The 25,701-nt window shown below is 31.7% G+C and carries 22 protein-coding genes; 12 read left to right on the top strand and 10 right to left on the bottom strand.

Annotated elements, in window-relative coordinates; all coding sequences use genetic code 11:
• Positions 1-181: 181 nt before the first annotated feature.
• The 9 genes from D1818_RS03105 (at position 182) to D1818_RS03065 (ending at position 10,883) form a co-directional block, all read left to right on the top strand.
• On the top strand, positions 182-1,411 hold the full coding sequence (locus tag D1818_RS03105) for an HD domain-containing protein (protein WP_118456317.1): 1,230 nt from the start codon (positions 182-184) through the stop codon (positions 1,409-1,411).
• A 25-nt stretch (positions 1,412-1,436) separates the two neighbouring features.
• A complete protein-coding gene (gene lpxD, locus D1818_RS03100; RefSeq protein ID WP_118456315.1) occupies positions 1,437-2,465 on the top strand; it encodes a UDP-3-O-(3-hydroxymyristoyl)glucosamine N-acyltransferase in 1,029 nt (342 codons plus the stop codon).
• Positions 2,458-3,861: a bifunctional UDP-3-O-[3-hydroxymyristoyl] N-acetylglucosamine deacetylase/3-hydroxyacyl-ACP dehydratase gene (locus D1818_RS03095; RefSeq protein WP_118456313.1), complete on the top strand. Its 1,404-nt coding sequence runs from the start codon at positions 2,458-2,460 to the stop codon at positions 3,859-3,861. Before lpxD ends, D1818_RS03095 begins: the two co-directional genes overlap by 8 nt.
• A 52-nt stretch (positions 3,862-3,913) precedes the next feature.
• On the top strand, positions 3,914-4,696 hold the full coding sequence (gene lpxA, locus D1818_RS03090) for an acyl-ACP--UDP-N-acetylglucosamine O-acyltransferase (protein WP_118456311.1): 783 nt from the start codon (positions 3,914-3,916) through the stop codon (positions 4,694-4,696).
• A gap of 45 nt (positions 4,697-4,741) precedes the next feature.
• Complete coding sequence (efp, locus tag D1818_RS03085) at positions 4,742-5,308, top strand: elongation factor P (protein ID WP_118456309.1); 567 nt, start codon at positions 4,742-4,744, stop codon at positions 5,306-5,308.
• Positions 5,309-5,342: 34 nt separating this feature from the next.
• Positions 5,343-6,281 (top strand): UDP-3-O-(3-hydroxymyristoyl)glucosamine N-acyltransferase, encoded by a 939-nt coding sequence (locus D1818_RS03080; protein WP_118456307.1) that lies wholly within the window; start codon positions 5,343-5,345, stop codon positions 6,279-6,281.
• Positions 6,274-6,681, top strand: a complete 408-nt coding sequence (locus D1818_RS03075) for a nuclear transport factor 2 family protein (RefSeq protein WP_118456305.1) — start codon at positions 6,274-6,276, stop codon at positions 6,679-6,681. The genes D1818_RS03080 and D1818_RS03075 overlap by 8 nt, the downstream gene beginning before the upstream one ends.
• Before the next feature lie 163 nt (positions 6,682-6,844).
• Positions 6,845-7,717 (top strand): succinate--CoA ligase subunit alpha, encoded by an 873-nt coding sequence (gene sucD / locus D1818_RS03070; RefSeq protein ID WP_118456303.1) that lies wholly within the window; start codon positions 6,845-6,847, stop codon positions 7,715-7,717.
• Between the two features lie 181 nt (positions 7,718-7,898).
• Complete coding sequence (locus D1818_RS03065; RefSeq protein WP_118456301.1) at positions 7,899-10,883, top strand: pitrilysin family protein; 2,985 nt, start codon at positions 7,899-7,901, stop codon at positions 10,881-10,883.
• A 195-nt stretch (positions 10,884-11,078) separates the two neighbouring features.
• On the opposite strand, the gene D1818_RS03060 is transcribed toward D1818_RS03065, so the two are convergent.
• From D1818_RS03060 to D1818_RS03045, 4 genes are all read right to left on the bottom strand, one after another.
• A complete protein-coding gene (locus D1818_RS03060; RefSeq protein WP_118456299.1) occupies positions 11,079-12,773 on the bottom strand; it encodes a sodium:solute symporter in 1,695 nt (564 codons plus the stop codon).
• 170 nt (positions 12,774-12,943) lie between these two features.
• Complete coding sequence (locus D1818_RS03055) at positions 12,944-15,442, bottom strand: PIG-L family deacetylase (RefSeq protein WP_118456297.1); 2,499 nt, start codon at positions 15,440-15,442, stop codon at positions 12,944-12,946.
• Between the two features lie 89 nt (positions 15,443-15,531).
• Positions 15,532-16,833, bottom strand: coding sequence for a sodium:solute symporter (locus D1818_RS03050; protein ID WP_120752562.1), 1,302 nt, complete (start codon positions 16,831-16,833; stop codon positions 15,532-15,534).
• 105 nt (positions 16,834-16,938) lie between these two features.
• Entirely contained in the window at positions 16,939-17,157 is a 219-nt protein-coding gene (locus D1818_RS03045) for a helix-turn-helix domain-containing protein (protein ID WP_118456293.1), read from the bottom strand.
• 113 nt (positions 17,158-17,270) lie between these two features.
• On the opposite strand from D1818_RS03045, the gene D1818_RS03040 reads away from it, so the two are divergent.
• Complete coding sequence (locus tag D1818_RS03040; protein WP_118456291.1) at positions 17,271-17,630, top strand: hypothetical protein; 360 nt, start codon at positions 17,271-17,273, stop codon at positions 17,628-17,630.
• Between the two features lie 90 nt (positions 17,631-17,720).
• Here D1818_RS03040 and D1818_RS03035 read toward each other — a convergent pair whose 3' ends face one another.
• Positions 17,721-19,892, bottom strand: a complete 2,172-nt coding sequence (locus D1818_RS03035; protein WP_118456289.1) for a DNA mismatch repair protein MutS — start codon at positions 19,890-19,892, stop codon at positions 17,721-17,723.
• Between the two features lie 147 nt (positions 19,893-20,039).
• Between D1818_RS03035 and D1818_RS03030 the strand changes: the two genes are divergently transcribed.
• A complete protein-coding gene (locus D1818_RS03030; protein WP_118456287.1) occupies positions 20,040-20,705 on the top strand; it encodes a uracil-DNA glycosylase in 666 nt (221 codons plus the stop codon).
• A gap of 5 nt (positions 20,706-20,710) precedes the next feature.
• Here D1818_RS03030 and D1818_RS03025 read toward each other — a convergent pair whose 3' ends face one another.
• From D1818_RS03025 to D1818_RS03010, 4 genes are all read right to left on the bottom strand, one after another.
• A complete protein-coding gene (locus tag D1818_RS03025; RefSeq protein WP_118456285.1) occupies positions 20,711-20,890 on the bottom strand; it encodes a hypothetical protein in 180 nt (59 codons plus the stop codon).
• 266 nt (positions 20,891-21,156) lie between these two features.
• Complete coding sequence (locus D1818_RS03020) at positions 21,157-21,720, bottom strand: hypothetical protein (protein ID WP_118456283.1); 564 nt, start codon at positions 21,718-21,720, stop codon at positions 21,157-21,159.
• Positions 21,721-21,836: 116 nt separating this feature from the next.
• The gene (locus tag D1818_RS03015; protein WP_118456281.1) at positions 21,837-22,427 is read right to left on the bottom strand and encodes a hypothetical protein; all 591 of its coding nucleotides are present in this window, start codon (positions 22,425-22,427) and stop codon (positions 21,837-21,839) included.
• Between the two features lie 53 nt (positions 22,428-22,480).
• Positions 22,481-23,332, bottom strand: coding sequence for a substrate-binding domain-containing protein (locus D1818_RS03010; protein WP_118456278.1), 852 nt, complete (start codon positions 23,330-23,332; stop codon positions 22,481-22,483).
• A gap of 156 nt (positions 23,333-23,488) precedes the next feature.
• Here D1818_RS03010 and D1818_RS25190 point away from each other — a divergent pair, with 156 nt between their 5' ends.
• Positions 23,489-23,635: a hypothetical protein gene (locus tag D1818_RS25190; RefSeq protein ID WP_158597073.1), complete on the top strand. Its 147-nt coding sequence runs from the start codon at positions 23,489-23,491 to the stop codon at positions 23,633-23,635.
• Here D1818_RS25190 and ppk1 read toward each other — a convergent pair.
• Positions 23,615-25,693 (bottom strand): polyphosphate kinase 1, encoded by a 2,079-nt coding sequence (ppk1, locus tag D1818_RS03005; RefSeq protein ID WP_118456276.1) that lies wholly within the window; start codon positions 25,691-25,693, stop codon positions 23,615-23,617. The two genes, D1818_RS25190 and ppk1, sit on opposite strands and share 21 nt — an antisense overlap.
• Between the last annotated feature and the right edge of the window lie 8 nt (positions 25,694-25,701).

Below are 25,701 nucleotides of genomic sequence, written 5' to 3'. Positions count from 1 at the left end.
TATGATTTGAGAATAAAATTTTTCTTCAATCTAGAGACCATCTTATCTGTCTTATTGACTGTTTCTTTTTTAAATTATTACGGTTTTACTTTCTGAAATGTATAGACATTATATAATTCTATTGCTTAATTCGTAATTGTGAATTCATACGTATATATTTGTTAGCAAAAGTAAAGTAAACTTGAAAAAAAGAAATAAACTTAAAATACTAAACGACCCAATTTACGGTTTTATTACGATACCTAATGAACTAATTTTTGATCTAATAGAGCATAGGTATTTTCAGAGGTTAAGAAGAATATCCCAGATGGGGCTTTCTTATTTAGTATATCCAGGAGCACATCATACCCGTTTTCATCACGCGCTTGGTTGTATGCATTTAATGCAAAATGCAGTGCGAGTCCTTCGTTTTAAGGGTGTTAGTGTTTCTTCTGAAGAAGAAGATGCTTTGTGTATTGCTATATTGTTACATGATATTGGTCATGGACCTTTTTCTCATGCAATGGAGCATAGCATCGTTAATGAAGTAAATCATGAGTCTATTTCTTTGATGTTTATGGAGAAAATAAACCAAGAATTTAACGGTAGTTTAACGCTTGCAATACAAATTTTTAAAGGCGAGTATCATCGTCAATTTCTTCATCAATTAATTTCGGGCCAATTAGATATGGACCGCTTAGATTATCTAAAGCGAGACAGTTTTTATACAGGTGTTGCAGAAGGAAATATAAATAGCGAACGTTTAATAACTATGCTTAATGTAGTGGATGATGAATTGGTAGTAGAAGAAAAGGGGATATATTCAGTAGAAAAATTTTTATTAGCAAGACGTCTGATGTATTGGCAGGTATATCTGCATAAAACCAGTTTAGTTGCAGAAAGTCTATTAATAAGAGTATTAAAAAGAGCAAAGGAATTAGTAGATCAGGGCGGAAAACTTAGTTCGAGCAAGGCGCTTTTATTCTTTTTAGAAAATAAGATAACAGCTGATAATTTTACCGATGATGTGTTGGAAACTTTTTCAAAATTAGATGACTATGATATTGTTTCTGCAATGAAAGAATGGACAACATCAGATGATTTCGTTTTACGAAGCTTATGTAATATGATTATTGATAGGGATTTGCTAAAAATAAAAATAAAGAAGAAGGCGTTTAATGAAGAAAAAATAAAAAGAAGAGTTGATGAATTTAAAGAGAAATATAAAATTTCTACAGAAGAAGCTCGTTATTTTGTGTTTACAGGAACGATTTCTAATCAAGCATATCATCAAAATAAACAGAATATAAATATTTTATATAAGTCGAGTAAAATAGTTGATATTGTGAGTGCTACAGATCAATTTAATTTAAAGGCATTGTCAAAACCTGTAACTAAATATTTTATATGTTACCCAAAGCATATAGATTAACACATTTTTTATACTTTTGTTGCTAATGATTTTTACAGCCACACAAATTGCAGGTATACTGAATGGTGAAATCGAAGGAGATGAAACCGTCGAAGTATCAAAACTAGCAAAGATAGAAGAAGGAACTAAAGGTTCATTAACATTCTTATCTAATCCTAAATATACCCCATATATTTATTCTACTGATGCGTCTATTACGATAGTGGATAAAACATTTGAAGCTGAATCTAATATAAAGACCACTTTAATTAGGGTTGAAGATGCTTACAAAGCATTTTCCCAGTTATTAGATTACTATAATATGGTAAAGATGAATAAGACAGGTATTGAACAACCAAGTTTTATTTCGGATACAGCAAAGTATAGTGATGATATGTATTTAGGTGCATTTTCTTATTTAGGAGACAATGTAAATATTGGCCAAAATGTCAAGATTTATCCAAACGTATATATAGGAGATAATGTCACTTTGGGAGATAATGTCGTTGTTTTTGCTGGTGCTAAAATATATTCTGAATCTGTTATAGGTAACAACTGTGTAATTCATAGTGGAGTTATCGTTGGAGCTGATGGGTTTGGGTTTACACCAAACGAGAAAGGAGAATATATTAAAGTTCCACAAACGGGTAATGTTATTATAGAAGATAATGTGGATGTTGGTGCAGGAACAACAATCGATAGAGCGACTTTAGGTTCCACAATTATTCGTAAAGGTGTTAAATTGGATAATCAGATTCAGATAGCACATAATGTAGAAATAGGAGAACATACTGCTATCGCCGCACAGACCGGAATCGCAGGATCCACAAAAATTGGGAAACATTGCTTGATTGGTGGTCAAGTAGGTATTGCAGGACACCTCATTATAGGTAATAAAGTTAGAATCCAGGCACAATCTGGTATAGGAAGAAATATAAAAGACGGAGAAGCTATTCAAGGATCTCCAGCATTAGGGTACTCGGATTATAATAAATCTTATGTACATTTTAAAAATTTGCCCAAAATTGTAGATAGAGTATACAAACTTGAGAAAAAGATAAATGACAATGAGTAATTCCGTTGCAAGTAAACAAAGAACAATTCAAAAAGAAGTCGAGCTCAGAGGAGTTGGACTTCATACCGGAAAAGAAGTTATACTTACTTTTAAACCAGCACCCGAGAATTACGGATATGCGTTTTGCCGTGTCGATTTAGAAGGGAATCCGATTATAGAGGCAGACGCTAATTATGTGGTAAATACGCAAAGAGGTACAAATCTAGAAAAGAATGGTGTAAGTATTCAGACATCTGAACATGTACTTGCTGCTTGTGTCGGTTTAGAGATTGATAATCTTTTAATAGAGCTAAATGCTTCAGAACCGCCTATTATGGATGGTTCCAGTAAGTTTTTTATAGAAGCTTTAGAAGAAGCTGGTATTGTAGAACAAGAAGCAGAAAGAGATGAGTATATCGTAAAAGATGTGATCTCTTATACGGATGAAGAGTCTGGAAGTGAAATTATAGTAATGCCATCAGATGAATATCAGGTGACGACTATGGTAGATTTTGGTACTAAAGTATTGGGTACACAAAATGCTTCATTAAAACATCTTTCAGAATTTAAAAAAGAAATAGCTGACGCCAGAACATTTAGTTTTTTGCATGAGCTGGAAATGTTATTAGAACATGGTCTGATTAAAGGAGGAGATCTTAATAATGCAATTGTATATGTAGATAAGGAGTTAAGTCCTAGTACCATGGAAAAGCTAAAAGTTGCGTTTGGTAAAGATGCTATTGCTATAAAACCGAATGGAATTTTAGATAATCTTACGCTTCATTATCCTAACGAAGCTGCGAGACATAAACTGTTAGATGTAATAGGAGATCTGGCTCTGATAGGAACACGTATCAAAGGAAAAATTATAGCAAATAAACCTGGGCATTATGTAAATACTCAGTTTGCCAAAAAACTCTCGAAGATTATTAAGATTGAGAAACGTAATAAAGTTCCTCAGTTTGATCTTAATAAAGAACCTTTGATGGATATCAATAAAATTATGTCTATGCTTCCACATAGACCACCATTTTTATTGATTGATCGTATTTTAGAAATGTCTGATAAGCATGTCGTAGGAATGAAAAATGTTACAATGAATGAACCATTTTTTGTTGGGCATTTTCCTGGAGCACCTGTTATGCCTGGAGTTATGCAGGTAGAAGCAATGGCGCAGACAGGCGGTATTCTGGCTTTAAGTACGGTTCCGGATCCAGAAAATTATCTTACTTATTTTATGAAAATAGACAAGGTAAAATTTAAACAGCAAGTATTGCCAGGAGATACGCTAATATTCAAGTTAGAATTGCTTACTCCGATAAGAAGAGGAATTTGCCATATGCAAGCTTTTGCTTATGCTAATGGAAAATTAGTAACTGAAGCGGAGCTTATGGCCCAAATCGTAAAATCAAAATAATATTTAGTATACTACCTAAAATTAGTTATACTAAAAAATTAAAATCAAATCAATGAATCAGCCTTTAGCATATGTTCATCCAGGAGCAAAGATTGCAAAAAATGTAGTCATCGAACCGTTTACTACGATTCATAATAATGTGGTTATAGGAGAAGGAACCTGGATTGGTTCCAATGTAACTATTATGGAAGGAGCTCGTATTGGTAAAAACTGTAGTATTTTTCCCGGAGCTGTTATTTCTGCCACTCCACAGGATAAAAAATTTAATGATGAAGATACTACTACCGAAATAGGTGATAATACTACGATCCGAGAGTGTGTTACTATCAATAGAGGTACAGCAGATAGAATGAAAACCAAAATAGGGAAGAACTGTTGGATAATGGCATACTGCCATATAGCTCATGATTGCATAGTTGGCGATAATTGTATATTTTCTAATAATAGTACGCTAGCAGGTCATATTAACGTTGGAGATTTTGTAGTTTTAGCTGGTATGGCAGCTGTACAGCAATTTTGTAGTATAGGTAATCACGCGTTCGTGACAGGAGGTTCTTTAGTTCGAAAAGATGTACCACCTTATGCTAAAGCAGCTCGTGAACCACTTTCATATGTTGGTATAAATTCGATAGGACTGCGAAGAAGAGGTTTTACAACAGAAAAAATAAGAGAAATACAATCTATTTATAGAATTTTGTATCAAAGTAATTATAATAATTCTCAAGCTGTAGCAATTATTGAAGCAGAGATGGAAGCTACGCCGGAGAGAGACGAGGTTTTAGAGTTTATCAAGAATTCTCAGAGAGGTATTATGAAAGGATATTTTTCTAACTAAGTAATTCTAGAAATTAGATAATAAGAATAAGTAACAACAATAACAATGGCAAGTACTAGTGATATTAGAAATGGATTGTGTATTAAATACAATCACGATATATATAAGATTATTGAGTTTTTACATGTAAAACCAGGTAAAGGTCCTGCTTTTGTGCGTACAAAGTTAAAAAGCGTAACATCAGGAAAAGTAATTGATAATACGTTTTCTGCTGGACATAAAATTGATGAAGTAAGAGTAGAAACACATAAGTTTCAGTTTTTGTATGCGGAAGGTGATACCTATCATTTTATGAATACTGAAGATTACAATCAAATTACATTAGAGAAGTCTGCATTAGATGCTCCTGGATTATTAAAAGAAGGTGCAGTAGTTACAGTTATTATTAATTCGGAAGACCAAATGCCGCTTTCGGTAGAAATGCCAGCAAGTGTTATTTTAGAAGTTTCTTCTACAGAACCAGGGGTAAAAGGAAATACAGCTACTAATGCTACTAAACCTGCTGTAGTTGAGACAGGAGCAGAAGTAATGGTACCTCTTTTCATAAATGAAGGTGACAAAATCAAAGTTGAAACTGAGAAAGGAACCTATAAAGAACGTATTAAAGAATAATTCAGAAATTATATTCTGAATTCTGAATTATAAAATGAAATTTCCTCAAGCACACACCTTAAAGCAAATAGCGACTATTATATCATCAGAATTTGTTGGTATACCCGATTTTCCAGTACTAGGAATGAACGAGATTCATGTGGTTACTCCAGGTGATATCGTTTTTGTTGATCACCCTAAATATTATGAAAAAGCTTTAGAAAGTGCAGCAACGGTTATTTTAATTAATAAGAAAGTAGATTGTCCTGACGGAAAAGCGTTACTTATTTCTGATGATCCTTTTAGGGATTTTAATACGTTGACTACATATTTTAAGCCTTTTGAAAAGGCTACGGCAATAGTGTCAGAAAGCGCAAAAATAGGAAAGAATACTATTATCCAACCCAATGCTTTTATTGGTAATAATGTAGTGATAGGCGATAATTGTTTTATTCATGCTAATGTGAGTTTATATGATGGGACTATTATCGGAAATAATGTAACGATACACTCGGGAACGGTATTAGGAGCAGATGCTTTTTATTATAAAAAACGGCCCGAAGGTTTTGATAAACTAATTTCTGGAGGTAGAGTTGTGATAGAAGATAATGTAGATTTAGGATCTTTATGTACCATAGATAGAGGAGTTACTGGAGACACAACAATTAAAGAAGGGGCTAAAATTGATAACCAGGTACATATTGGACATGATACTGTTATCGGAAAAAAATGTTTGATCGCCTCTCAAGTTGGTATCGCCGGATGTGTAATAATAGAAGATGAAGTTACGATATGGGGACAAGTGGGAGTAACTAGTGGAATTACTATTGGTACCAAGGCAATTGTTTCGGCGCAATCCGGAGTTAGTAAATCTCTGGAAGGAAACAAAAGTTATTTTGGAACCCCTGCGGATGATTTTAGAAAAAAATATAAAGAAATTGCTGCCATCAGGCAAATACCTGAAATAATAGAAAAATTAAATAATAATGAGTAAAATAGCAAAAGAGGTGGTTCAATCCTTTTATCAAACGGATTTGATTCATAATATAGAAGCCTTTTCTGAGTATTTACATCCAGAAGTAGAATTAAATTGGAACAGTAGTTTTGGCTATAATAAAAAAGGTTTTGATGATATTAAGACCATGTTCAAGGAGATGTCCAGCTCATTCGAAACGTTTAGGTGTGAGATTAGTCATCTTTTAGAAGAGGATGGAATGGTTACTATCCGATATACGTATGTTGCTAAAACCATAGAAAGACCTGATAAAGAAGAAGCAATAGCTCATTTTATTGCAATTTGGGAACTAAAAGATGGTAAATTATATAGAGGATATCAGATTAGTCAACAGGGAGATAACACACCAGAAAATTTAAAATCATTTTTATCTAAATAGATTTTAAAAATCGTGACAATTAGTTTTTTTTTTTCTAAAAACTAAAAGGGAAAGGTATTGGATAATTAAAAAATCGAAAAAGATTTTTGATTTTTCATTTTAACTATAGTGTTCAAAACCGTACTTTTGAAACTGCAAAAAAAATATAAAAAATCATAACGCAATGAGTGTTCTAGTAAATAAGGATTCTAAAATAATAGTTCAAGGTTTTACAGGTAGCGAAGGTACTTTTCATGCTGGTCAAATGATTGAGTATGGTACTAATGTTGTAGGAGGTGTAACTCCTGGTAAAGGTGGACAAACACATCTAGATAAACCAGTTTTTAATACTGTAGAAGATGCAGTTAAGGAAGTAGGAGCTGATACTACTATTATTTTCGTGCCACCTGCATTTGCTGCAGATGCTATTATGGAAGCTGCTGATGCAGGAATCAAAGTGATTATAACAATTACTGAAGGTATTCCTGTTGCAGATATGATTAAAGCTTCTAATTATATAAAAGGAAAAGGATGTCGTTTGATTGGTCCTAACTGTCCAGGAGTGATTACTCCGGGAGAAGCAAAAGTTGGTATCATGCCAGGTTTTGTATTTAAAAAAGGAAATGTAGGTATTGTTTCTAAGTCAGGAACATTAACCTATGAAGCAGCTGATCAGGTTGTAAAACAAGGATTAGGTATCACTACTGCTATTGGTATTGGAGGAGATCCTATCATTGGAACTACTACAAAAGAAGCTGTAGAATTACTGATCAATGACCCAGAAACAAGTTGTGTTGTAATGATTGGAGAAATTGGGGGACAATTAGAAGCTGATGCTGCTAGATGGATTAAAGAGAGTGGAACTTCTAAACCAGTAGTAGGTTTTATTGCTGGAGAAACTGCTCCTGCTGGACGTACTATGGGACATGCAGGTGCAATTGTTGGAGGAAGTGAAGATACTGCTGCTGCTAAGAAAGCAATTATGAGAGAATGTGGAATTCATGTAGTGGATTCTCCTGCAGAAATTGGTAAAAAAGTAGCTGAAGTACTAGGTTAAAATAGTATATGAATTAGACTATTTTTATTAATGATATAGTAATAACAACTGTCCATAAGTTTTCTAACTTATGGACTTTTTGTTTTTTTACTTTTGTTAAAGTATTCATAAAAACCGTAACATGTAATAACATTTTGTGGTTTATTGAACTTTAAAGAGACAATTAACTTAAACTATTTAAATGAAATCATTAAAATCTCTCTTACTATTATCTTTTGTAGTATTACTTAGTAATTGTAAGAATTCATCAAATCAAGAAAAAAATACTGAGAAAGAACTTACAGTAGAAAAGAATACAGATGCTGCTGGATTTTCTTACGAAACAGTTTCTAATGACCCAACTGGTTTACGATTGTACACCTTAGATAATGGACTTAAAGTTTATTTAAGTAAGAATATAGAAGAACCTAAAATTCAGACTTACATTGCTGTAAGAGCTGGATCCAATTATGATCCTAAAGAAAGCACTGGATTAGCTCATTATCTAGAGCATATGGTATTTAAAGGTACTGATGAAATTGGAACACAAGATTTTGAAAAGGAAAGTGTATATCTAAAACAGATTTCGGATTTATATGAACAACATAGGCTAGAAAAAGATCTTGATAAAAAGAAAGAAATTTATAAAAAAATAGATGAAATTTCTTTAGAAGCTTCTAAAATATCGATTCCTAATGAATATGATAAGATGGTAAATTCTTTAGGGGCAGAGGGGACAAACGCTCATACCTGGTTTGAAGAAACCGTCTATAAAAATAAAATACCTGCTAATGAATTAGATAAATGGTTAACTGTAGAAAGCGAACGTTTTAGTCAATTGGTATTACGTTTGTTTCACACAGAGTTAGAAGCTGTATACGAAGAGTTTAATAGAGGGCAAGATAGTGATTTTAGAAAATCGTATGCTGCAATGTTAGATGGATTATTTCCAAATCACCCTTATGGACAACAACAAACAATAGGAACTTCTGAACATCTTAAGAACCCTTCTATGGTAGCGATTCATAATTATTTTGATACATATTATGTTCCAAATAATATGGCTGTAGTGCTGGTTGGTGATCTTGATTTTGATAGTACTATTAAAAAAGTTGATGTTGCTTTTGGGAAAATGAAAAGAAAAGATGTTACTCATCCAGTTTTACCAAAAGAAGAAGCGATTACCAGCCCCATAGTAAAAGAAGTTTTTGGCCCAACAGCTGAATCTATATCGGTTGCTTTTCGTTCTGAAGGATTAGGAACAAAAGAAGAAAAATTATTGACACTTGCTGATATGATATTAGCAAATGGTAATGCAGGACTTATAGACTTAAATCTAAACCAAAAACAATTAGTACAACGCGCCGGATGTTCACCAACTATATTGAATGACTATGGTTATCATGTTTTTAATGGTACACCAAAAGCAGATCAAACTCTTGACGATGTAAAAGATTTATTACTTGGTGAGATCGAAAAACTTAAAAAAGGTGAGTTTGAAGATTGGATGATTTCTGCAGTAATTAATGACTTAAAATTAAGTCAAACAAAAAGTTATGAGAATAGTACAGCCTTAGCTTCAGCATATTATAATGCATTTATACACCATCAGGATTGGAAGGATAAAGTTGATTTTTTAAATGAGCTAAAAAAAATCACTAAACAAGAACTAGTAGATTTTGCTAACTCTTTTTATAAAGATAATTATGTAGTCACCTACAAAAGAAAAGGAGAAGATAAAAATATTGTAAAAGTAGAGAATCCAGGGATCACTCCAATAGAGTTAAATAGAGATAAAGAATCTATTTTTCTTAAAAAATTTAATGGAATTAATACTCCAGAATTAAATCCTCAATATGTTGATTACAAGTCAGCTATTAAAGAAATTAAAACGAGTAATGGATTGAGTGTTTCTTATATTGATAATCCAAATAATGAACTTTTTGATCTTAATATCATTTTTGATATGGGTAAAGATCATGATCGTAAGGTGTCATTAGCGGCAGGCTATTTAGATTACTTAGGGACAGATAAATATAGTCCTGAAGAATTGAAACAAGAATTTTATAAAATTGGAATTAATTATTATGTTTTTGCTTCAGAAGATAAAACGTACGTTGGTTTATCTGGTCTAAAGGAGAATTTAGATGAAGGACTAGTTTTATTAGAGCATTTATGGAATAATGCTGTTCCTAATCAAGATACATATAATAAATATGTGGATAAAGTTTTAAAAGGACGTCAAGATGGTAAAACTCAAAAAGGTAATATTCTATTCACAGGATTAATGAATTATGGTCTGTATGGAGAGAATTCTAGATTACGTAATATTTATAGTGCATCAGAGTTACAAAGTTTTAATCCGCAAGAACTTGTAGATAAGGTAAAAGAATTACGTAACTATAAACAAAGAATCTTCTATTACGGAAAAGATATTGATGCAGCTATCGCTTCTTTAGATAAGAATCATACCGTAAATTCTGAGTTGTCAGAATACCCTGAAAAAAAGGTTTATTTACAGAAAGAAACTGGAGGAAACGTATATTTTGTTGATTATGACATGGTGCAGAGTGAAATGCTATTGTTAGCAAAGGGATCAGAATTTGATCCAAAAAAAATGGCAGCTTCCAGATTGTTTAATACCTATTTTGGTGGTGGATTGTCATCAATTGTTTTTCAGGAGATTAGAGAGTCAAAATCATTAGCATATTCTGCTTTTTCCGCTTATGCTAATGCCTCAGAAAAAGGTAAATCAGATTTGATATATGCATATATTGGTACACAAGCTAATAAAATGCCAGAGGCAGTAGATGCCATGATGGAATTAATGACCGATATGCCAGAAGCTGAAGAGCAGTTTAACCAAGCTAAAGATGCAACTCTAAAGAAAATTGCAGCACAAAGAATAACTAAATCTAATATCTTTTGGACATATGAAAGCCTTAAAAAGAGAGGTATAGAGAATGATAATCGAGAAGAAATGTATAATGTGATAAAGAACATGGAGTTAGCAGATCTTAAAACATTTTTTAACGAAAATATTAAAGGCGAAAATTATAATGTGCTTGTAATTGGTAATAAAAAAGATGTTAATATGGATGCTCTTAAAAAATTAGGAGAAGTTAAGGAGATGGATATAGACTATCTATTTAACTACGAGAAAAATAATGAAGATGTTAAGATGTAATAAGTAAATGATACAATTTTGTTTTGTGAAATCTAAACATGGCTTAATATTTGTAATTCACTAATGATAAAATCCACGAAGAATATTCGTGGATTTTTTATTATAATATATTTAAGAGTTAAAGTATCTTTTTAATTTAATAAGATTAAATGTTTTTCTTAGATAAGCGTATATAGCTCCAATTCTTTATACTTATTACGCTTCAACTTCAATGTCACTAGTAGGTATAAAAAGTTCTAATACAATTGCCAAAAACATTACAATTCCACATCCAAGAGCATTGAGCCATAGAAAAGGGAGCCAATCTTGCCACCAGACAAAAATAATAACGGCTTGTGTAATCAATGCAGCTACAAAAACAGCATTACTTTTTACATACTTAATAAAGAATGCTAGCAAGAATATACCCAGTACATTTCCATAAAATATGGATCCAATAATATTGACCAACTGTATCAGATTATCAAAAAGATTCGCAAAACAGGCGACCAGAATCGCCAATATTCCCCAAACAAGTGTAAAAAATTTAGAAGCAGTAACGTAATGTTTTTCACTTTTTTCTTCTTCTATATTACGCTTGTATAAATCAATCACTGTTGTGGACGCGAGGGCATTCAGTTCTGAAGCTGTGGATGACATAGCTGCCGATAATATCACGGCCAATAATAACCCGATAAGTCCTCTAGGGAGATTATTGAGTATAAAATGAATAAAAACATAGTCTTTGTCATTGGTTTCCACAATGGGATCTGCCATCGCTATTAATTCTTTCGCGGCTTCTCTGGTTTTTTTCTCAGATTTATCTAAAGCGATTATTTCTTTTTTAAGGTTTGATTTTTGCTCAGTTTCTGTTTCTCTTAAATAATTTTGAATAGAGATTTCTTTAGAGTTTTGAATTTCGGTGAGTTGATTTTCAAGTTGCTCATATTCCTGAACATATTTAGAATTTTCTATGGCTATAGATGCTGCTGGATTAAAATTGAGAGGAGCAGCATTAAATTGGTAGAAAACAAAGACCATAACACCAACCAATAATATGAAGAATTGCATCGGTATTTTTAGCAGTCCATTAAATAATAACCCCAATTGACTTTCTTTTACAGACTTACCAGATAAATATCTTTGTACCTGACTTTGATCTGTTCCAAAATAAGAAAGCATTAAAAATGTTCCTCCTAAAATACCTGTCCAAACGGTATATCTATTGCTAAGATCAAAAGAAAAGTCTAAGACTTCCATCTTTCCACTAGCCCCAGCAATATCTAATGCTTTTGTGAAAGTTACATCATCAGGCAGATAACTTATTATAAGAAAAAAAGCAATAAACATTCCTGTGAAAATAATGGCCATTTGCTGTTTTTGTGTCACACTTACTGCCTTAGTACCTCCAGAAACAGTATAAATGATCACCAATATTCCAATAACTATGTTTAGAGTTGTAAGATCCCAGCCTAGCACAGCAGATAGTATAATTGCAGGAGCAAAAATGGTTATTCCAGCACCTAATCCTCTTTGAATCAAAAAGAAAAATGCAGTAATGGTACGAGTCTTAAGATCAAATCTACTTTCTAAATATTCATAAGCTGTATATACTTCTAATTTATGATATAGCGGAATAAAAACTAAACAGATAATAATCATGGCAATAGGGAGTCCAAAATAAAACTGAACAAATCCCATTCCGCTATGAAACGCTTGTCCTGGAGTAGAAAGAAAGGTAATTGCAGATGCCTGAGTAGCCATTACGGATAGACCAATAGTCCACCATTTTGCTTCATTACCACCACGGATATAATCCTGAACGTTTTTACTTCCTTTGGTTTTCCAAACACCGTATAATACAATAAACAATAAAGTTCCTATGAGTATGATCCAATCTATTAGTTGCATATGTTAATTATATATATGTGTATGTTTTGAAGTAAAGTATGTGCTAAAGTATCATGAAAAAGTTGTCGTAACCCAATAGAAGAAAAGTAAGTATAACACATTAGCAATTAATATAATTGTGTATAGTTTTTTCCAGACTAATTTAGTGTTTGAATCTTCCATAATGGTTGTTATTTTCCTAAAGATAACATATTTGCAAACAATCGATATGCTCCAGAAACTCCTGCAGGAAATTCTCTAAAGAAGCTTAAACCAGTATATACATAATATCCTTTCCCATATTTTGCAATCAGCAAAGCTCCTTTTTTCTCAGATTCCCCTTTATCATTTGCAGAAATTATAGGGGTATATTCTTTAGACCATTCATTAGGAAAGTATAGTCCTCGTTCTTGCACCCAACCTTCAAAATCTTTAACCGTTATTTTATTAGGAGTGTTCAATACCGGATGATCATTTGCCAATAACTTAATAGTCGCATTTTCATCTGTCACACGATCTCTTGAAAGTTTCAAAGGATATGGTCCTAGGTTGTCTGTTACTTTGAGTCTTCTGTTTGTATTATATTGGATAATTAGATTTCCACCATTTTTAACATACGCTAATAAATGTTTTTGCTTGAACTTTAATTCCTCTACTGTATTATAAGCACGTATACCGACAACGATAGCGTCAAAGGGTCTCAATATTTCTTCAGAAATTGATTCAGGAGTAATAGTAGTTACTTTATAGTCAATTTGTTGTAAACTTTCAGGGACTACATCTCCAGCGCCTTCTATATATCCAATGTTTTGACCTTTCTTTTTGATATCTAATCGGACGACTTTTGTTTCTGAAGGTAATATTACAGTCTGAAAAGGAATATGATCATAATCAATTGTTATTACTTCATCAGAATATGTTTTTCCTTGGATGTTTATTTCTGGTGAAATATGACCTTCACTTTGATTTTTAGGAGCTGTAAGTGTAAATACTACTGTTTTTTCTTCACCTTTTTGGGCCAAACTAAAATCAATATTTTGCGGAGATACTTGCCAACCTTCTGGATGTTTTAAGGAAACGGTTCCTTTGAGATCAGATTCACCAGCTTTTATAATAACTGGAATTTGTTTTGCAGGACCATTTGCATAAATGATTACTTTATCCTTTATACTAGCAGAAATGGCCGGAACAATCTCAAAAGGCTTATATACTTCTCCTTTTACCGGATCGTTAGTCTTATAAACAATATCTTTTTGAAAAGGGATAATCACTCCATTAATTTCAAGATTAAATACAGCTTCCGTTTGATGTTTGGTTTCTGGTGTTCCGATCAATTTTTGATCTGTTACATTATACATACCAAGCGTTCCTTTATTGTTTAACCAATATGGAGTTGTATTTTTTGTGCTAGAAATGATTTTACCTTTCAGTTCATAATTGTTTCTTTTATTATTTTCTAAAGCTGTTTCTGCATTTTCTGAAACTCCTAGTGATGAAATATCAATTGATTTTAATCGAATTGAAGCATCACTTCGATTAATAGCTTCTATTTTAATGGTTACTTCACTATTCTTAGTAGTATATGGTTCTGTAGCAACAGCTTCTATATAAAGACCGGTTACTGCTGCGATAATATCTTTTATTTCCTTGGTTTTGATAGTTTTCCAGTGAGTATCTTCTAATTGTTTTATTAGTTGATATGCTTTTACCAATTGATTGAGAGAGGCTGAAGGATTTTTGAAGTCAAAGTTTTTTTCCACTTCGTATAAAATATCACCAATCGCTTTTCCTCCTTTAACTCTGTTCCAAGAGGTATCAATTCCATCAAAAATATTAGCTTTATCTTTAGGAAGTTCCCCTTTTATTAATTCTACATATTCGGTCTGCGTTCCACGAGTACCGGTGCTTCCGAAACCTTGTGATTTGTGCTGACTTCGACTTAATGAAGCAATTTCTGTATTAGAAAGCCCTAAATCCGAGTAATAAACTCCTGTATCAAACTCTAAAAAATTAGATTTATCTGCTTTTTCAAAATTTTCTCTACTTCCGTAAAACCACCATGAAGTATTAAAGAATAGTCTTTTAGGTTGCCACGTATTTACATATTGTAATTGCTCAGGGTATACTTTTTTATCAGCTACCATATCAAAAGCCTCTACACTTAGCATTGCAGAGGATGTATGATGCCCGTGCGTGGTTCCTGGTGTTCTATGGTTAAATCTATTAATTATAACATCCGGTTGAAACTTTCTTATTGCCCAAACAACATCATTAAGCACTTCTTTTTTATCCCATATTGCTAAGGTCTCATCAGGATGTTTAGAATATCCAAAATCATTAGCACGCGTAAACATTTGTTCTCCACCATCTGTATTACGAGCTGCTAATAATTCTTGTGTTCTAATTACCCCAAGTAATTCTCTTATTTCTGGACCAATTAAATTTTGACCGCCATCACCACGAGTAAGTGATAGATAAGCAGTTCGGGCTTTTACCTGATTAGACATATAAGAAATCAGTCGCGTATTTTCATCATCAGGATGCGCAGCAACATATAAAACAGAACCTAAAAAATTTAGTTTCTTAATCGCTTCATGGATTTCTACAGAATTTGGTTTTTTAGGTTGTTGTGCTTCAGCTGTATGTATAAACAATGTACTGAAAGCAATTACAAAAAGTAATTTTCGCATAATATTGGATTGATACTAGTTTTGAGTGTTTCGTCAAATATAAAAAGATAAAATTCTCAGTATTTAGGTTTAAGGATACTTTAACAAGACTATTTAGATCTGTAGATTAACCCAAGTAGAGAACCTAATAAAACAGTAATAGCAATAGTTGGTTTAGGCCCAAAAACGGTTAAACCTATAAGTAAACCTATAACACCTCCTAATGCGCTAGCAATAAAACGTCCACTATTATTCTTTTTATTAATTATATAAATCATAGCTATAGAAAGTGTCATTCTGAGTGCTGCACCTACAATGGTAATGTCTACTATGCTTTTCCAAAATAGCGCAGTAATATAGGCAATAACAACAGTTATGACTGTTGCATATCTCAATGATTTTACTTTCTGATCTTCTTTTGTTTTATAAACTAGGTGAGAGGATACTGCAAAAATAGAGGTATCTGCAGTACTCATTAAGCCAGCAAAGAAAAGTACTAGCAATAAAGGAATCCAGGATTGATTGACTAAGTTTTGCATTGCAAATACAAATACAGTATCCGGATCTAAACCAGGATTCTGATTATAAACATATAAACCTATAAGCAACAACAAAAATGCTATTAATAATACCGGAATGATAGCTAGCCCTAATCCTTTTTTTAGAGATTTTACATTTTTTGCAGCATAACAGAGTTGGTATCTATCGGCTAAACCAAAGACAGATAAGCCTCCATACAAAACCAATCCTATAATACTTCCCAATTGCACGGTTTCATTTGCAGAAGTACCTAAAACGCTACTAAAATCTTTTATATCTAACATTCCGAATATTAGGATACCTAAAAAAGCAATAATGATAAAAGCCTGAATTATATCTGTAAGAATAACTGCTTTGAAACCAGAGAATAATACATAAATTAATACTACGGATGTGGTAACGAGTAACGCAATGTCATAGGAAAATAAACCAAAAAAGGTAATCACCTTAGCACCACCTGCCAGAGAGAGCAAAATCCAGAAAAACTGAACCATAATAGTAATCGAATTGGTAATTAATGAAGTGGTTTTATTTCCTGTAATAAATTCAGGTAAATCACCTTGTGTATAGAAATTACCTTGTAATGACAATTTTTTGATTCTGGGTGCTGCCCAAAATGCAAACAAAAGATAACCAACAACAGAACCAATAGACATAGCAAATAACCCCCAACCAAATTTATAAGCGTAACCTGTATAGGTAATTAAGGTGCTTACACCAATAGCGCTCGCAAATTTCGAGAATAGAATGGTCCATCCACCACGATTTCTTCCACCAATTAGAAAATCTTCTTGGCTAGAGGATCTCGATATATAAACGGATAAACCAATTATTAATAGGATGTAAATAACTAAGTAAAGATAAATCTCCATATGAGATGCTTTGGTGAGCTTCAAAAATAATTAAAAGCTTTTATAAAGAAAGTTTTTCTATCAGTAGTTCATTTAGTAAATAGTGAAGAGGATAACTCAATTTTTCTAATCCTTAGACTTCTTTTTATAGTCTACAATCTCAGTAATATCCACCTCCATATAATCAGCAATTCTTTGTAGTCTTTCAAAATCTTTAGCAAGATTTTTTCTCTTTACTACATAGTCTCCTGCCTGTGGACTTATACCCAATGCTTTTGAAATACCATATACAGTTTTTGCTCCTTTACTTTTTTTGAGTAGTCTTTTTAATTTCTTGTTAATCATTGTTTAACAGTATAATAGAATTTAAATATACAAATAAATTTTTAATAAAAAAATATTTGTATAATCAAAAAATAGTTGTATATTCGAATCATACAAATCAAAACCGCTAAAAAATGAAACTCTTATTAGTAATTGCAATGCTTTGCGTAACATTTGGAAACGCAGCTTCTTTAGATTCGAATCCAATAAACGAGAAGGAAAAAAATAAAAAAGGGGATAGAAAAGAGAATGTAGAGAATAACTTGATCTCCAGAAATTTTCATTCAATTAAGAGATGGAAAATGACCGTGGAGTATACGAATGGAGATGTTATTTCTAAGACCATAGAGATTAATGATGACTTATCTTCTAGTGCTATGGAATTAGCTTTTATAGAAGCAGAAAAATATATAAAGACGTTAAAAAGAGTGAAATCTTATAATGTATCACCAGTATCAGGAAATTCTTTTGTTTTGTTAGCAGGAGGGAAGTAATAATCGATTGAGCTTAACCTACGAAAAAAAGGCTGCTAATTATTTAATTAGCAGCCTTTTGCTGTATTCTTTAATATACGTTATACTGTGTTATTTTTTTCGTTCTACGAATTCTAGTTGATCTATTGCAACATTGGTAGTAAAAATACCATAGTTAACGACCGCTTTTCCTTTTTCTAAAGTGTCAATGGTTCCTATAGATTTTCCATCAATCATACGAACTCTATCACCAATCTTAAGAATTACCTTTGGCTTTTCCTTTTCTATTTTTTCTTCTTTTTTCTTTTGCTCCTTTTTCTTTTCTCGTATTACCTCAACTTTTTTCTCTACTTCTTTAACGATTTTTTCCTCCTTTACCTTTTTTGCCCTTCTTTGTTTAATCGTTTGCTTTTTTCTTTTAGAATTTTCTACTTGAACAATTTTCATGAACTCATCGATAAGTTCTCTCTTCTTTTTATTGTGAAAGTATTTTTCGCTTATTTCATTTAACTTTTGACCTAAATAAATCATACGCTGATTACTATCATAAAGCTCCTGATAACTTTCTAATTTGTGTTGTAATCGCTGATTGATTTTGTCTAAACGTTCTTTTTCTTCTTCTGTTTTTTGTTCTTTTGTTTTTAGAGAAGAAGTAGTTTTTTGGAGTTTTGATCTTTCTTTCTGAAGGTTTGCAATGCTTTTATCAAATCGAATTTTGCCCCTTTCTACTTTTTTCTTGGCCTTATTAATTAAGCTATAAGGTATTCCATTTTTTTGTGCTACCTCAAAAGTAAAAGAGCTTCCTGCTTCGCCTAAATATAATTTGAATAATGGCTCTAGAGTTTTAGAATCGAATAGCATGTTAGCATTGGTCATGTTTGGAAGCTCATTAGCTAACATTTTTAGATTCGCATAATGTGTAGTGATGATCCCAAAAGATTCACGCTCGTAAAAAATCTCTAAAAAAGCTTCAGCAAGTGCTCCTCCCAATTCAGGATCACTACCAGTACCAAATTCATCTATAAGAAATAAAGTTTTGTTATTACATTTCTTAAGAAAATAATTCATGTTTTTTAAACGGTAGCTATAGGTACTTAAGTGATTTTCTATAGATTGATTGTCACCAATATCAGTCAATACAGTGTTAAAAATACACATTCGACTATACTCGTGAACAGGAATGAGCATACCGCTTTGAAGCATAATTTGGAGAAGTCCGACAGTTTTTAATGTAATACTTTTTCCTCCGGCATTAGGGCCAGATATTACAATAATTCGATTTCCTTTGTCTAAAGAAATTGTTTGGGGATATGTTTTTTCTCCTTTTTCCTGATTGTTAAGATAGAGTAGTGGATGGTATGCATCTTTTATAGTAAGCTCTCTATCCTCAGTGATTTTTGGCAATACTGCGTTTAACTTGTTTGCATATTTTGATTTTGCAGCAATGATATCAATATCACTAAGATATTGTTGGTACTGTTCTAATAATTCAGAGAATGGTCTTATTTTATTAGTAAGTTCTTTAAGTATTTTAACAATTTCTTCTCGTTCTTCATATTGAAGGTTACTAAGTGTCCTACTAAACTGTAACGTTGCTTCAGGTTCGATGTATACAATGCTTCCTGTCTTAGAGTTACCCATTATCGAACCTTTTACTTTACGACGATACATAGCTTTAACCGCTAGTACTCTTCGATTATCGACAACACTTTCTTTGATGTCATCTAGATATCCTTGACTATTGTATCTAGTAAGATCTCTACCAAAACTTCCGTTTAACTTTCCTTGCACTTCATTAATATCTTTTCTAAGTACGCGTAGAGTAGGAGAGGCACTATCTTTAATCTCTCCAAATTTGTCAACAACTATCTCAATAAGATTGATGATTTCTTTAGTAAAAGGAACTTCAGAAGATGTTTGATGTAGTATAGGGTAGAATTCTTTAAACTTTCTAAAAAAGCCTAGCAAATCATTAGTTGTTACACTAATAGATATTATCTTTTTTAGATTAAATGTTTCTAAAAAAGTATTTTCAATACCTAATAGCTGTAATTCTTTATCAATACTATCAAATCCGTGATTTGGTATTTTAGAATCATTTAGATAAGAAGATTTGTATTCGAATACTTGTTGCAGTGACACATGTAAATCTTCTTTAGTACTTAGCGGAACAATTTTTAAAGCTTTTGTTTTTCCGTGGTCAGTATTACATAAATCTTCGATGTGATTAAGTACCGTGTTGAATTCTAGGTCTTTAAGTGTTTTTTCGGAAATACGGATCATGTTGTTACCCTAATTTTTTTAGGAGATATTCTTTTTCTGTTAATTTCTTTATTATAAAACTCAATACGAGTCTACCTTTAGAAAAGTATTTGTTATAATTTTACAACCAAGCAAATGTAAACAATTGGATATTTTTATGATACTAACATGGATGTAAATATTGAGAATAGCTGGAAACAGCAACTTGAGAGCGAATTTGATAAACCATATTTTAAGGAATTAACAGGTTTTGTAAAGCAAGAGTATAATACTCAGACTTGTTTTCCTAAAGGCTCAGAAATTTTTGCTGCATTTGACTATTGTAGTTTTGATGATGTAAAAGTTGTAATAATAGGTCAAGATCCTTATCACGGTGTCGGACAGGCTAACGGATTGTGTTTTTCTGTCAATAATGGAATTACGATGCCTCCTTCTTTGATTAATATTTTTAAAGAAATTGAATCTGATATAAATATACCTTTTCCTTCTAATGGTAATCTGGAACGTTGGGCGAGACAAGGTGTTTTATTACTAAATGCTACGTTGACAGTGAGAGCACATCAGGCGGGGTCTCATCAGGGTAAAGGTTGGGAAAAATTCACAGACGCCGTTATTCAATCAGTTTCAGGCAATAAAAGTAATGTGGTTTTCTTATTGTGGGGAGGTTTTGCTAAGAAAAAAGGTGCTAAAATAGATAATAAAAAACATTACGTATTAAATAGTGGTCACCCGTCTCCTTTAAGCGCCAATAGAGGATATTGGTTTGGGAACAAGCACTTTAGTAAAACTAATGAATACCTTCTTAAGACTAATCAATTACCTGTACAATGGTAGATTAATTATGCAGCCTTCGGAATTCCTGTAGTTTTTACTTTGTTAATTTCAGCATTAGCTGTGGTTGATTGAACTCTTTTTGCTTTTGCTTTTTTCTTATCACTATCAACAGATTGAATGCTGAATTTTAATAAAACGAAGTTAAATGCTATAAGCCCTCCAAGAATTAGTAGAAACGTTACCATAATTGATTTGTTAGTTAATTATTAGATGCAAATACCTCCAAAGGGTTGCGTACACTTTCATAATTATTTTATTGGGGTAGGCTTGGCAAATGTACAAAATTATTTAAATCTTTTCTTGCGGATATTCCGTAATATTCACGATTTAGATTTATCTCAATTATTTACCCTATTTAATTTATGTTTTGTTAAAAAAATATTAAATAATTGAATATTTACAAAGTCTTTCCTCTTATTATATAACGTTTATGTAATCAAAAACCCTACTTCTAAAATCGAAAACCGAAAGATAAATTTGGATGAGCTAGTAAATCAGGGGAATTTTTGTTGAATAAATTGTAGGCAACAGCGAGCCCGAAGTCAATAAAAATGCCATTTTTTAATATTCTTTTATCGCCTATACCAATTCCTAAAGCGATATCTGTAAAGTCAATTTCTTGTGAGATCGAGGTGTTATTTCTGAAGGTATATGCCTTTCCGGATGATATCATAGCGAGTCCTTGTACATAAAACCTTCTCGCAAATCTTTCTCCAACATAATATTTAATATTAGGAATAACCGAAAAGTTTGTCCTACCTGTAATGTCTATATCTCTATTATCGGTACTGCCCTGGTTATTATAAGCTTTAAAAAGGTTTACTCCAACACTAATGTCTTTATTAAGAACCCTATCATAGTTTATACTAAAACCTCCAGCAATCACAAAAGGATGGACGTTTACGCTTACATCGTTTTTTTGAGTGTCTCGTTTAGTTATATTACCAGTATTCTCTTGAGAAAGACCAATTTTTAATGAAAAAATAAGCACTATTATAGTTAGGATTCTCTTCATAATATAACTTGTTTTTTATGCAAAAAAAATAGAGTTATACGGACTAAATAGTACTAAAGATAAAACCCGTATAACTCTATGGTATATAAAAATACTAACATAATAGGTTAGCTATATTAGAATCTATATCCAATATATAAATTTGGTCTTACAATAATCTGAGGGCTTTTTTCATTAAATAAATTTCGCCCAATACCAAATCCTATATCAAGAAAAAAACCATTTTTAGCAACAAATTTTCCACCTACACCGAATCCTAAAGCAAAATCAGTATATTCTTCCGCGACATCTCCAGATCTAACAAAATTCCCTAAATCGTCAAAGACCGTAACATAATTATCATGTTCACCAGAAGATAACATTCCAAATGCTTCTACATAAAAACCTCTTGCCACTCTACTTCCAAAAAAATATTTAAACTGTGTTGTAAATGCTATTTCTTTATCAAAAATTCCATCTCTATCAATAACATCATCATCACTATCTATGTTATCACTAAATCTGTAGAAAAAATCAAAACCTAACGTAGTATTATTTGTTAATACTCTTTCATAGTCAATATCTAGAGCGCCAAATGCTATAATGTTAATTGGGTTAATACTGATTTCGTTTTTATTAATGTCTCTAGGCGGTAGATCAGATTGGTCTTGTGCAAAAGAAATTTGAAATGAGAATAAAATAATAATTGATATTAATGTCTGTTTCATAATATTAAGTTGTTTTCCTATTAAGAAAGATGTTAAAACATAAAAAAGGTTGCTTACATCTTAAAAATTAGTTTCTCAGTATCAACTATCTTGCCAATGATATTTAGTTTAAATAATTTATCCTGAACTTCATTCAAAGTTTTATCAGCTATTAACGATTGACTCCATTCCGTAATTTGTAACCATGCTCTAATGTCTTCTAGCTGTTGTTCATATCTATATGCCAGTGTTTTATCAATACTTGGTATTTGCTTAAAATCAGCAGTAGTAGTATTGATGGTTTCTAAAATACTTTTTACTTGATCTTTCTTAGAAAGCAGAATTTCTTCTCTAACGGCTATTACAAAGCAAGGCCAGGGAGTAGGGCAGTCTCCCAAACGGCGAAAAGTTTTGTTATCCACTAAAGGTTTTGTTGTAAAATGTTCCCACATAAAATAATCTGCACTACCATTAGTCAATGCTTCTACAGCTCCATCAAGATTTTTTATCACTTCGAATTTTAATGAGGAAGTATCCCATCCGTGATTCTGCGCATTGATATATGCCATTAGGTGCGAACCTGATCCATATCTACTAATTGCAGCTGAAGCGTTTTGGAGATTGTTTAAATTATTATGTTTGGAATTATGTCCTACATGAATTCCCCAAATCAAAGGGGATTGGATATATGTTTGTACAATTTTCGAAGGATTACCAGCAATGATATCTTTTACAATTCCTTCAGTAAGTATAATAGCAATATCAATATCCTTATTTCTTAGAGCTTCGCACATAGCTCCAGTTCCTCCTGGAAAATCAGTCCATTCTAATTGTATATCATCTTTTAAGTAAGCATCTTCTTCTATTGTTAAATGCCATGGTAAATTAAAGTGTTCAGGAACACCTCCTATTTTTATAGTATGCATGCTATTTTGTTGTGAAATATATTAAAATTGTGTATTTTATCGATTATATTTGTTTTTTGTCGTTTAATTAGAGTTTTTATCATTACCTTTGAAATATAAATCTGATAATTACGACTATATTCGAAGTAATTAAAACCAAATAAAACAATATTTGCTATGAAAAAGAATTTTTTAAGAAATAAAAGTGCTCAAGTTAAAGTAGCTAAATTAAAAAACAACACCTTAGAAAACGGGATTGTGGTATTTATCGCTTTATTACTAGCAACGAATTTTTTAATAAGTTTAAAGATATTGTTTGGTTAATGTATTGATAGGAGCATGTATCTTTGTAAGATATTCTCTTAGTAGATGTTGGGATTGTATGGACGGTTTATCGTCCATTTTCTTTTTGTAGCTATTAGTTTCATTCGCATCTTGGATTCTTGCCTTTACATTATCATTTAATTGTATATCCAAAATTGTTTTTAACTCTTTTTTACAATCTTTATCTAAAATAGGAACTAAAACTTCAATACGTTTATCTAAATTACGCGTCATCCAATCTGCGCTACCAATAAATATTTTTGAATCTCCATTATTATTGAAATGATATATTCTTCCGTGTTCTAGATACCGATCAAGAATACTGGTTATTTGGATGTTTTCACTAATATCTTTTAAACCAGGGATTAAACAAGTAAAACCTCTTACTAGTAGTTTGGTTTTAACACCAGCATTACTAGCGTCATATAGTTTATTAATTATCTTTTTGTCTTCTAGGCTATTTAATTTGGCTGTAATACCAGAAATATTACCATTTTTTGAATTATAAATTTCTTTATCAATAAGTTCTTCGAATTGTATTCTTGTTGTAAAAGGAGATACCAATAAATTTTTGGGTTTAGGTAGTATCATTTTGCCAGATAACACTTCAAAAACTTCAGATAGTTCTTTAGTAATTAATTTATTCGCTGTAAATAAGCCGTGATCACAATAAATTTTGGATGTTTTAGCATTAAAATTACCCGTACCAATATAAGCATAGGAGGCTTCTTTGTTATTTTCCTTTCGTTTGACAAGTAATATTTTAGAATGTACTTTTATTTTTGGGTAACTATAAAAAACGGATGCTCCTTTTTCTTCGAAAATCTTCCCCCATTTTAAATTGTTCTTTTCGTCAAAACGTGCTTTGGCTTCTACAAATACAGTAACTTTTTTACCGTTTTCTAAAGCTTTTAATAAGGAGGAGGTAAGGTCAGATTCTTTTGCAACGCGATATAAGGATATTTTTATCTCTGTAGTGTTAGGATCTACGGCTGCTTGATTAATAAAATTTTGAACGTAATTAAAAGACATATATGGAAAATGTACTAATTGATCTTTCTTAGAAATTACTTCAAAATAGTTGCTGTTTTGCTCAAATTCTTTGTGTTTTATTTCTGTTGCTTTGGGGTAATGTAAAGAAAGGTTATTTGTAGGGTCCGGAAAACTAAAGAAATCACTAAAATTGTGATACTTTCCGCCCGGCATCATATCGATTTTGCCTAATCCTAAAGACTTACGAATCTTACTTTTGTATTCTTTTGGTAATGCAGCATCAAATAATAAACGAGTTGGTTGCCCATCATAGCGTTGCGAGAGGGATTTTTTTATTTTTTCTGCCAAAACACCTTCAAATTCATCGTCTATATACAATTCTGCATCTCTTGATAATTTTATTTGAAAACACCCTTTTATTTTTTGACCATCAAAAATTTGATTTAAATTAAGTCGAACAATATCATCCAGAAAGGTAATATGTGTATTTTGACCATCAGAGGGAAAGCATACAAATCTTTCTAAAGTATCTGAAGGTATATTTACAATTCCAAATTGATCTTCCTTTTCAAATGTTAGTAAATAATATAGTTTATTGTTTTCAAGAAATGTGGGGTTTACTTCGGATAAATCAATAATTTCTGAATTAATTAAGGGGAGGATTTTAGAAATAAAATACTCGGTAGCATATTGATGTTGATCAAAATCATAATGATTTTGATCAATTAAATGGATATTATGTTTAGCAAGTTCTGGAATAAGGTCTTTAAAGAATATACTACCAAATTTTTCTTGTTGAATTTTTACTTGCTTTAGTATTTCTTTAACCTGTTTATTTGGTTTTAAAGCAAGTTTTTTTCTTAGTTTTCTATCTATTCTTTTTATTTGCCGCAATCGAGAAACTCTTACTCTAAAATATTCATCTAAATTAGAAGAGAATATTGCTAAAAACTTTAACCTTTCATATAAAGGGTTTGATTCGTCTTCGGCTTCTTGCAAGACACGTTCATTGAAACTTAACCAATTTACGTCCCTATTATTATAAGGGTACTTTTTTAAATCCATAATTTAAA

It is taken from the genome of Aquimarina sp. BL5 (genome assembly GCF_003443675.1).
Classification (GTDB): Bacteria; Bacteroidota; Bacteroidia; order Flavobacteriales; family Flavobacteriaceae; genus Aquimarina.
The sequence above is the reverse complement of the archived record's forward strand: the minus strand, read 5'-3'. Positions and strand labels throughout refer to the sequence as shown.

Coding starts and splice junctions, on each gene's coding strand:
- D1818_RS03095 (WP_118456313.1), top strand. CDS start 2,458: ATGAGTAATTCCGTTGCAAGTAAACAAAGAACAATTCAAAAAGAAGTC.
- D1818_RS03065 (WP_118456301.1), top strand. CDS start 7,899: ATGAAATCATTAAAATCTCTCTTACTATTATCTTTTGTAGTATTACTT.
- D1818_RS03045 (WP_118456293.1), bottom strand. CDS start 17,157: ATGATTAACAAGAAATTAAAAAGACTACTCAAAAAAAGTAAAGGAGCA.
- D1818_RS03060 (WP_118456299.1), bottom strand. CDS start 12,773: ATGCAACTAATAGATTGGATCATACTCATAGGAACTTTATTGTTTATT.
- ppk1 (WP_118456276.1), bottom strand. CDS start 25,693: ATGGATTTAAAAAAGTACCCTTATAATAATAGGGACGTAAATTGGTTA.
- D1818_RS03015 (WP_118456281.1), bottom strand. CDS start 22,427: ATGAAACAGACATTAATATCAATTATTATTTTATTCTCATTTCAAATT.
- lpxD (WP_118456315.1), top strand. CDS start 1,437: ATGATTTTTACAGCCACACAAATTGCAGGTATACTGAATGGTGAAATC.
- D1818_RS03025 (WP_118456285.1), bottom strand. CDS start 20,890: ATGGTAACGTTTCTACTAATTCTTGGAGGGCTTATAGCATTTAACTTC.
- D1818_RS03010 (WP_118456278.1), bottom strand. CDS start 23,332: ATGCATACTATAAAAATAGGAGGTGTTCCTGAACACTTTAATTTACCA.
- D1818_RS03035 (WP_118456289.1), bottom strand. CDS start 19,892: ATGATCCGTATTTCCGAAAAAACACTTAAAGACCTAGAATTCAACACG.
- D1818_RS03050 (WP_120752562.1), bottom strand. CDS start 16,833: ATGGAGATTTATCTTTACTTAGTTATTTACATCCTATTAATAATTGGT.
- D1818_RS03080 (WP_118456307.1), top strand. CDS start 5,343: ATGAAATTTCCTCAAGCACACACCTTAAAGCAAATAGCGACTATTATA.
- D1818_RS25190 (WP_158597073.1), top strand. CDS start 23,489: ATGAAAAAGAATTTTTTAAGAAATAAAAGTGCTCAAGTTAAAGTAGCT.
- D1818_RS03055 (WP_118456297.1), bottom strand. CDS start 15,442: ATGCGAAAATTACTTTTTGTAATTGCTTTCAGTACATTGTTTATACAT.
- lpxA (WP_118456311.1), top strand. CDS start 3,914: ATGAATCAGCCTTTAGCATATGTTCATCCAGGAGCAAAGATTGCAAAA.
- D1818_RS03040 (WP_118456291.1), top strand. CDS start 17,271: ATGAAACTCTTATTAGTAATTGCAATGCTTTGCGTAACATTTGGAAAC.
- efp (WP_118456309.1), top strand. CDS start 4,742: ATGGCAAGTACTAGTGATATTAGAAATGGATTGTGTATTAAATACAAT.
- D1818_RS03075 (WP_118456305.1), top strand. CDS start 6,274: ATGAGTAAAATAGCAAAAGAGGTGGTTCAATCCTTTTATCAAACGGAT.
- D1818_RS03030 (WP_118456287.1), top strand. CDS start 20,040: ATGGATGTAAATATTGAGAATAGCTGGAAACAGCAACTTGAGAGCGAA.
- D1818_RS03020 (WP_118456283.1), bottom strand. CDS start 21,720: ATGAAGAGAATCCTAACTATAATAGTGCTTATTTTTTCATTAAAAATT.
- sucD (WP_118456303.1), top strand. CDS start 6,845: ATGAGTGTTCTAGTAAATAAGGATTCTAAAATAATAGTTCAAGGTTTT.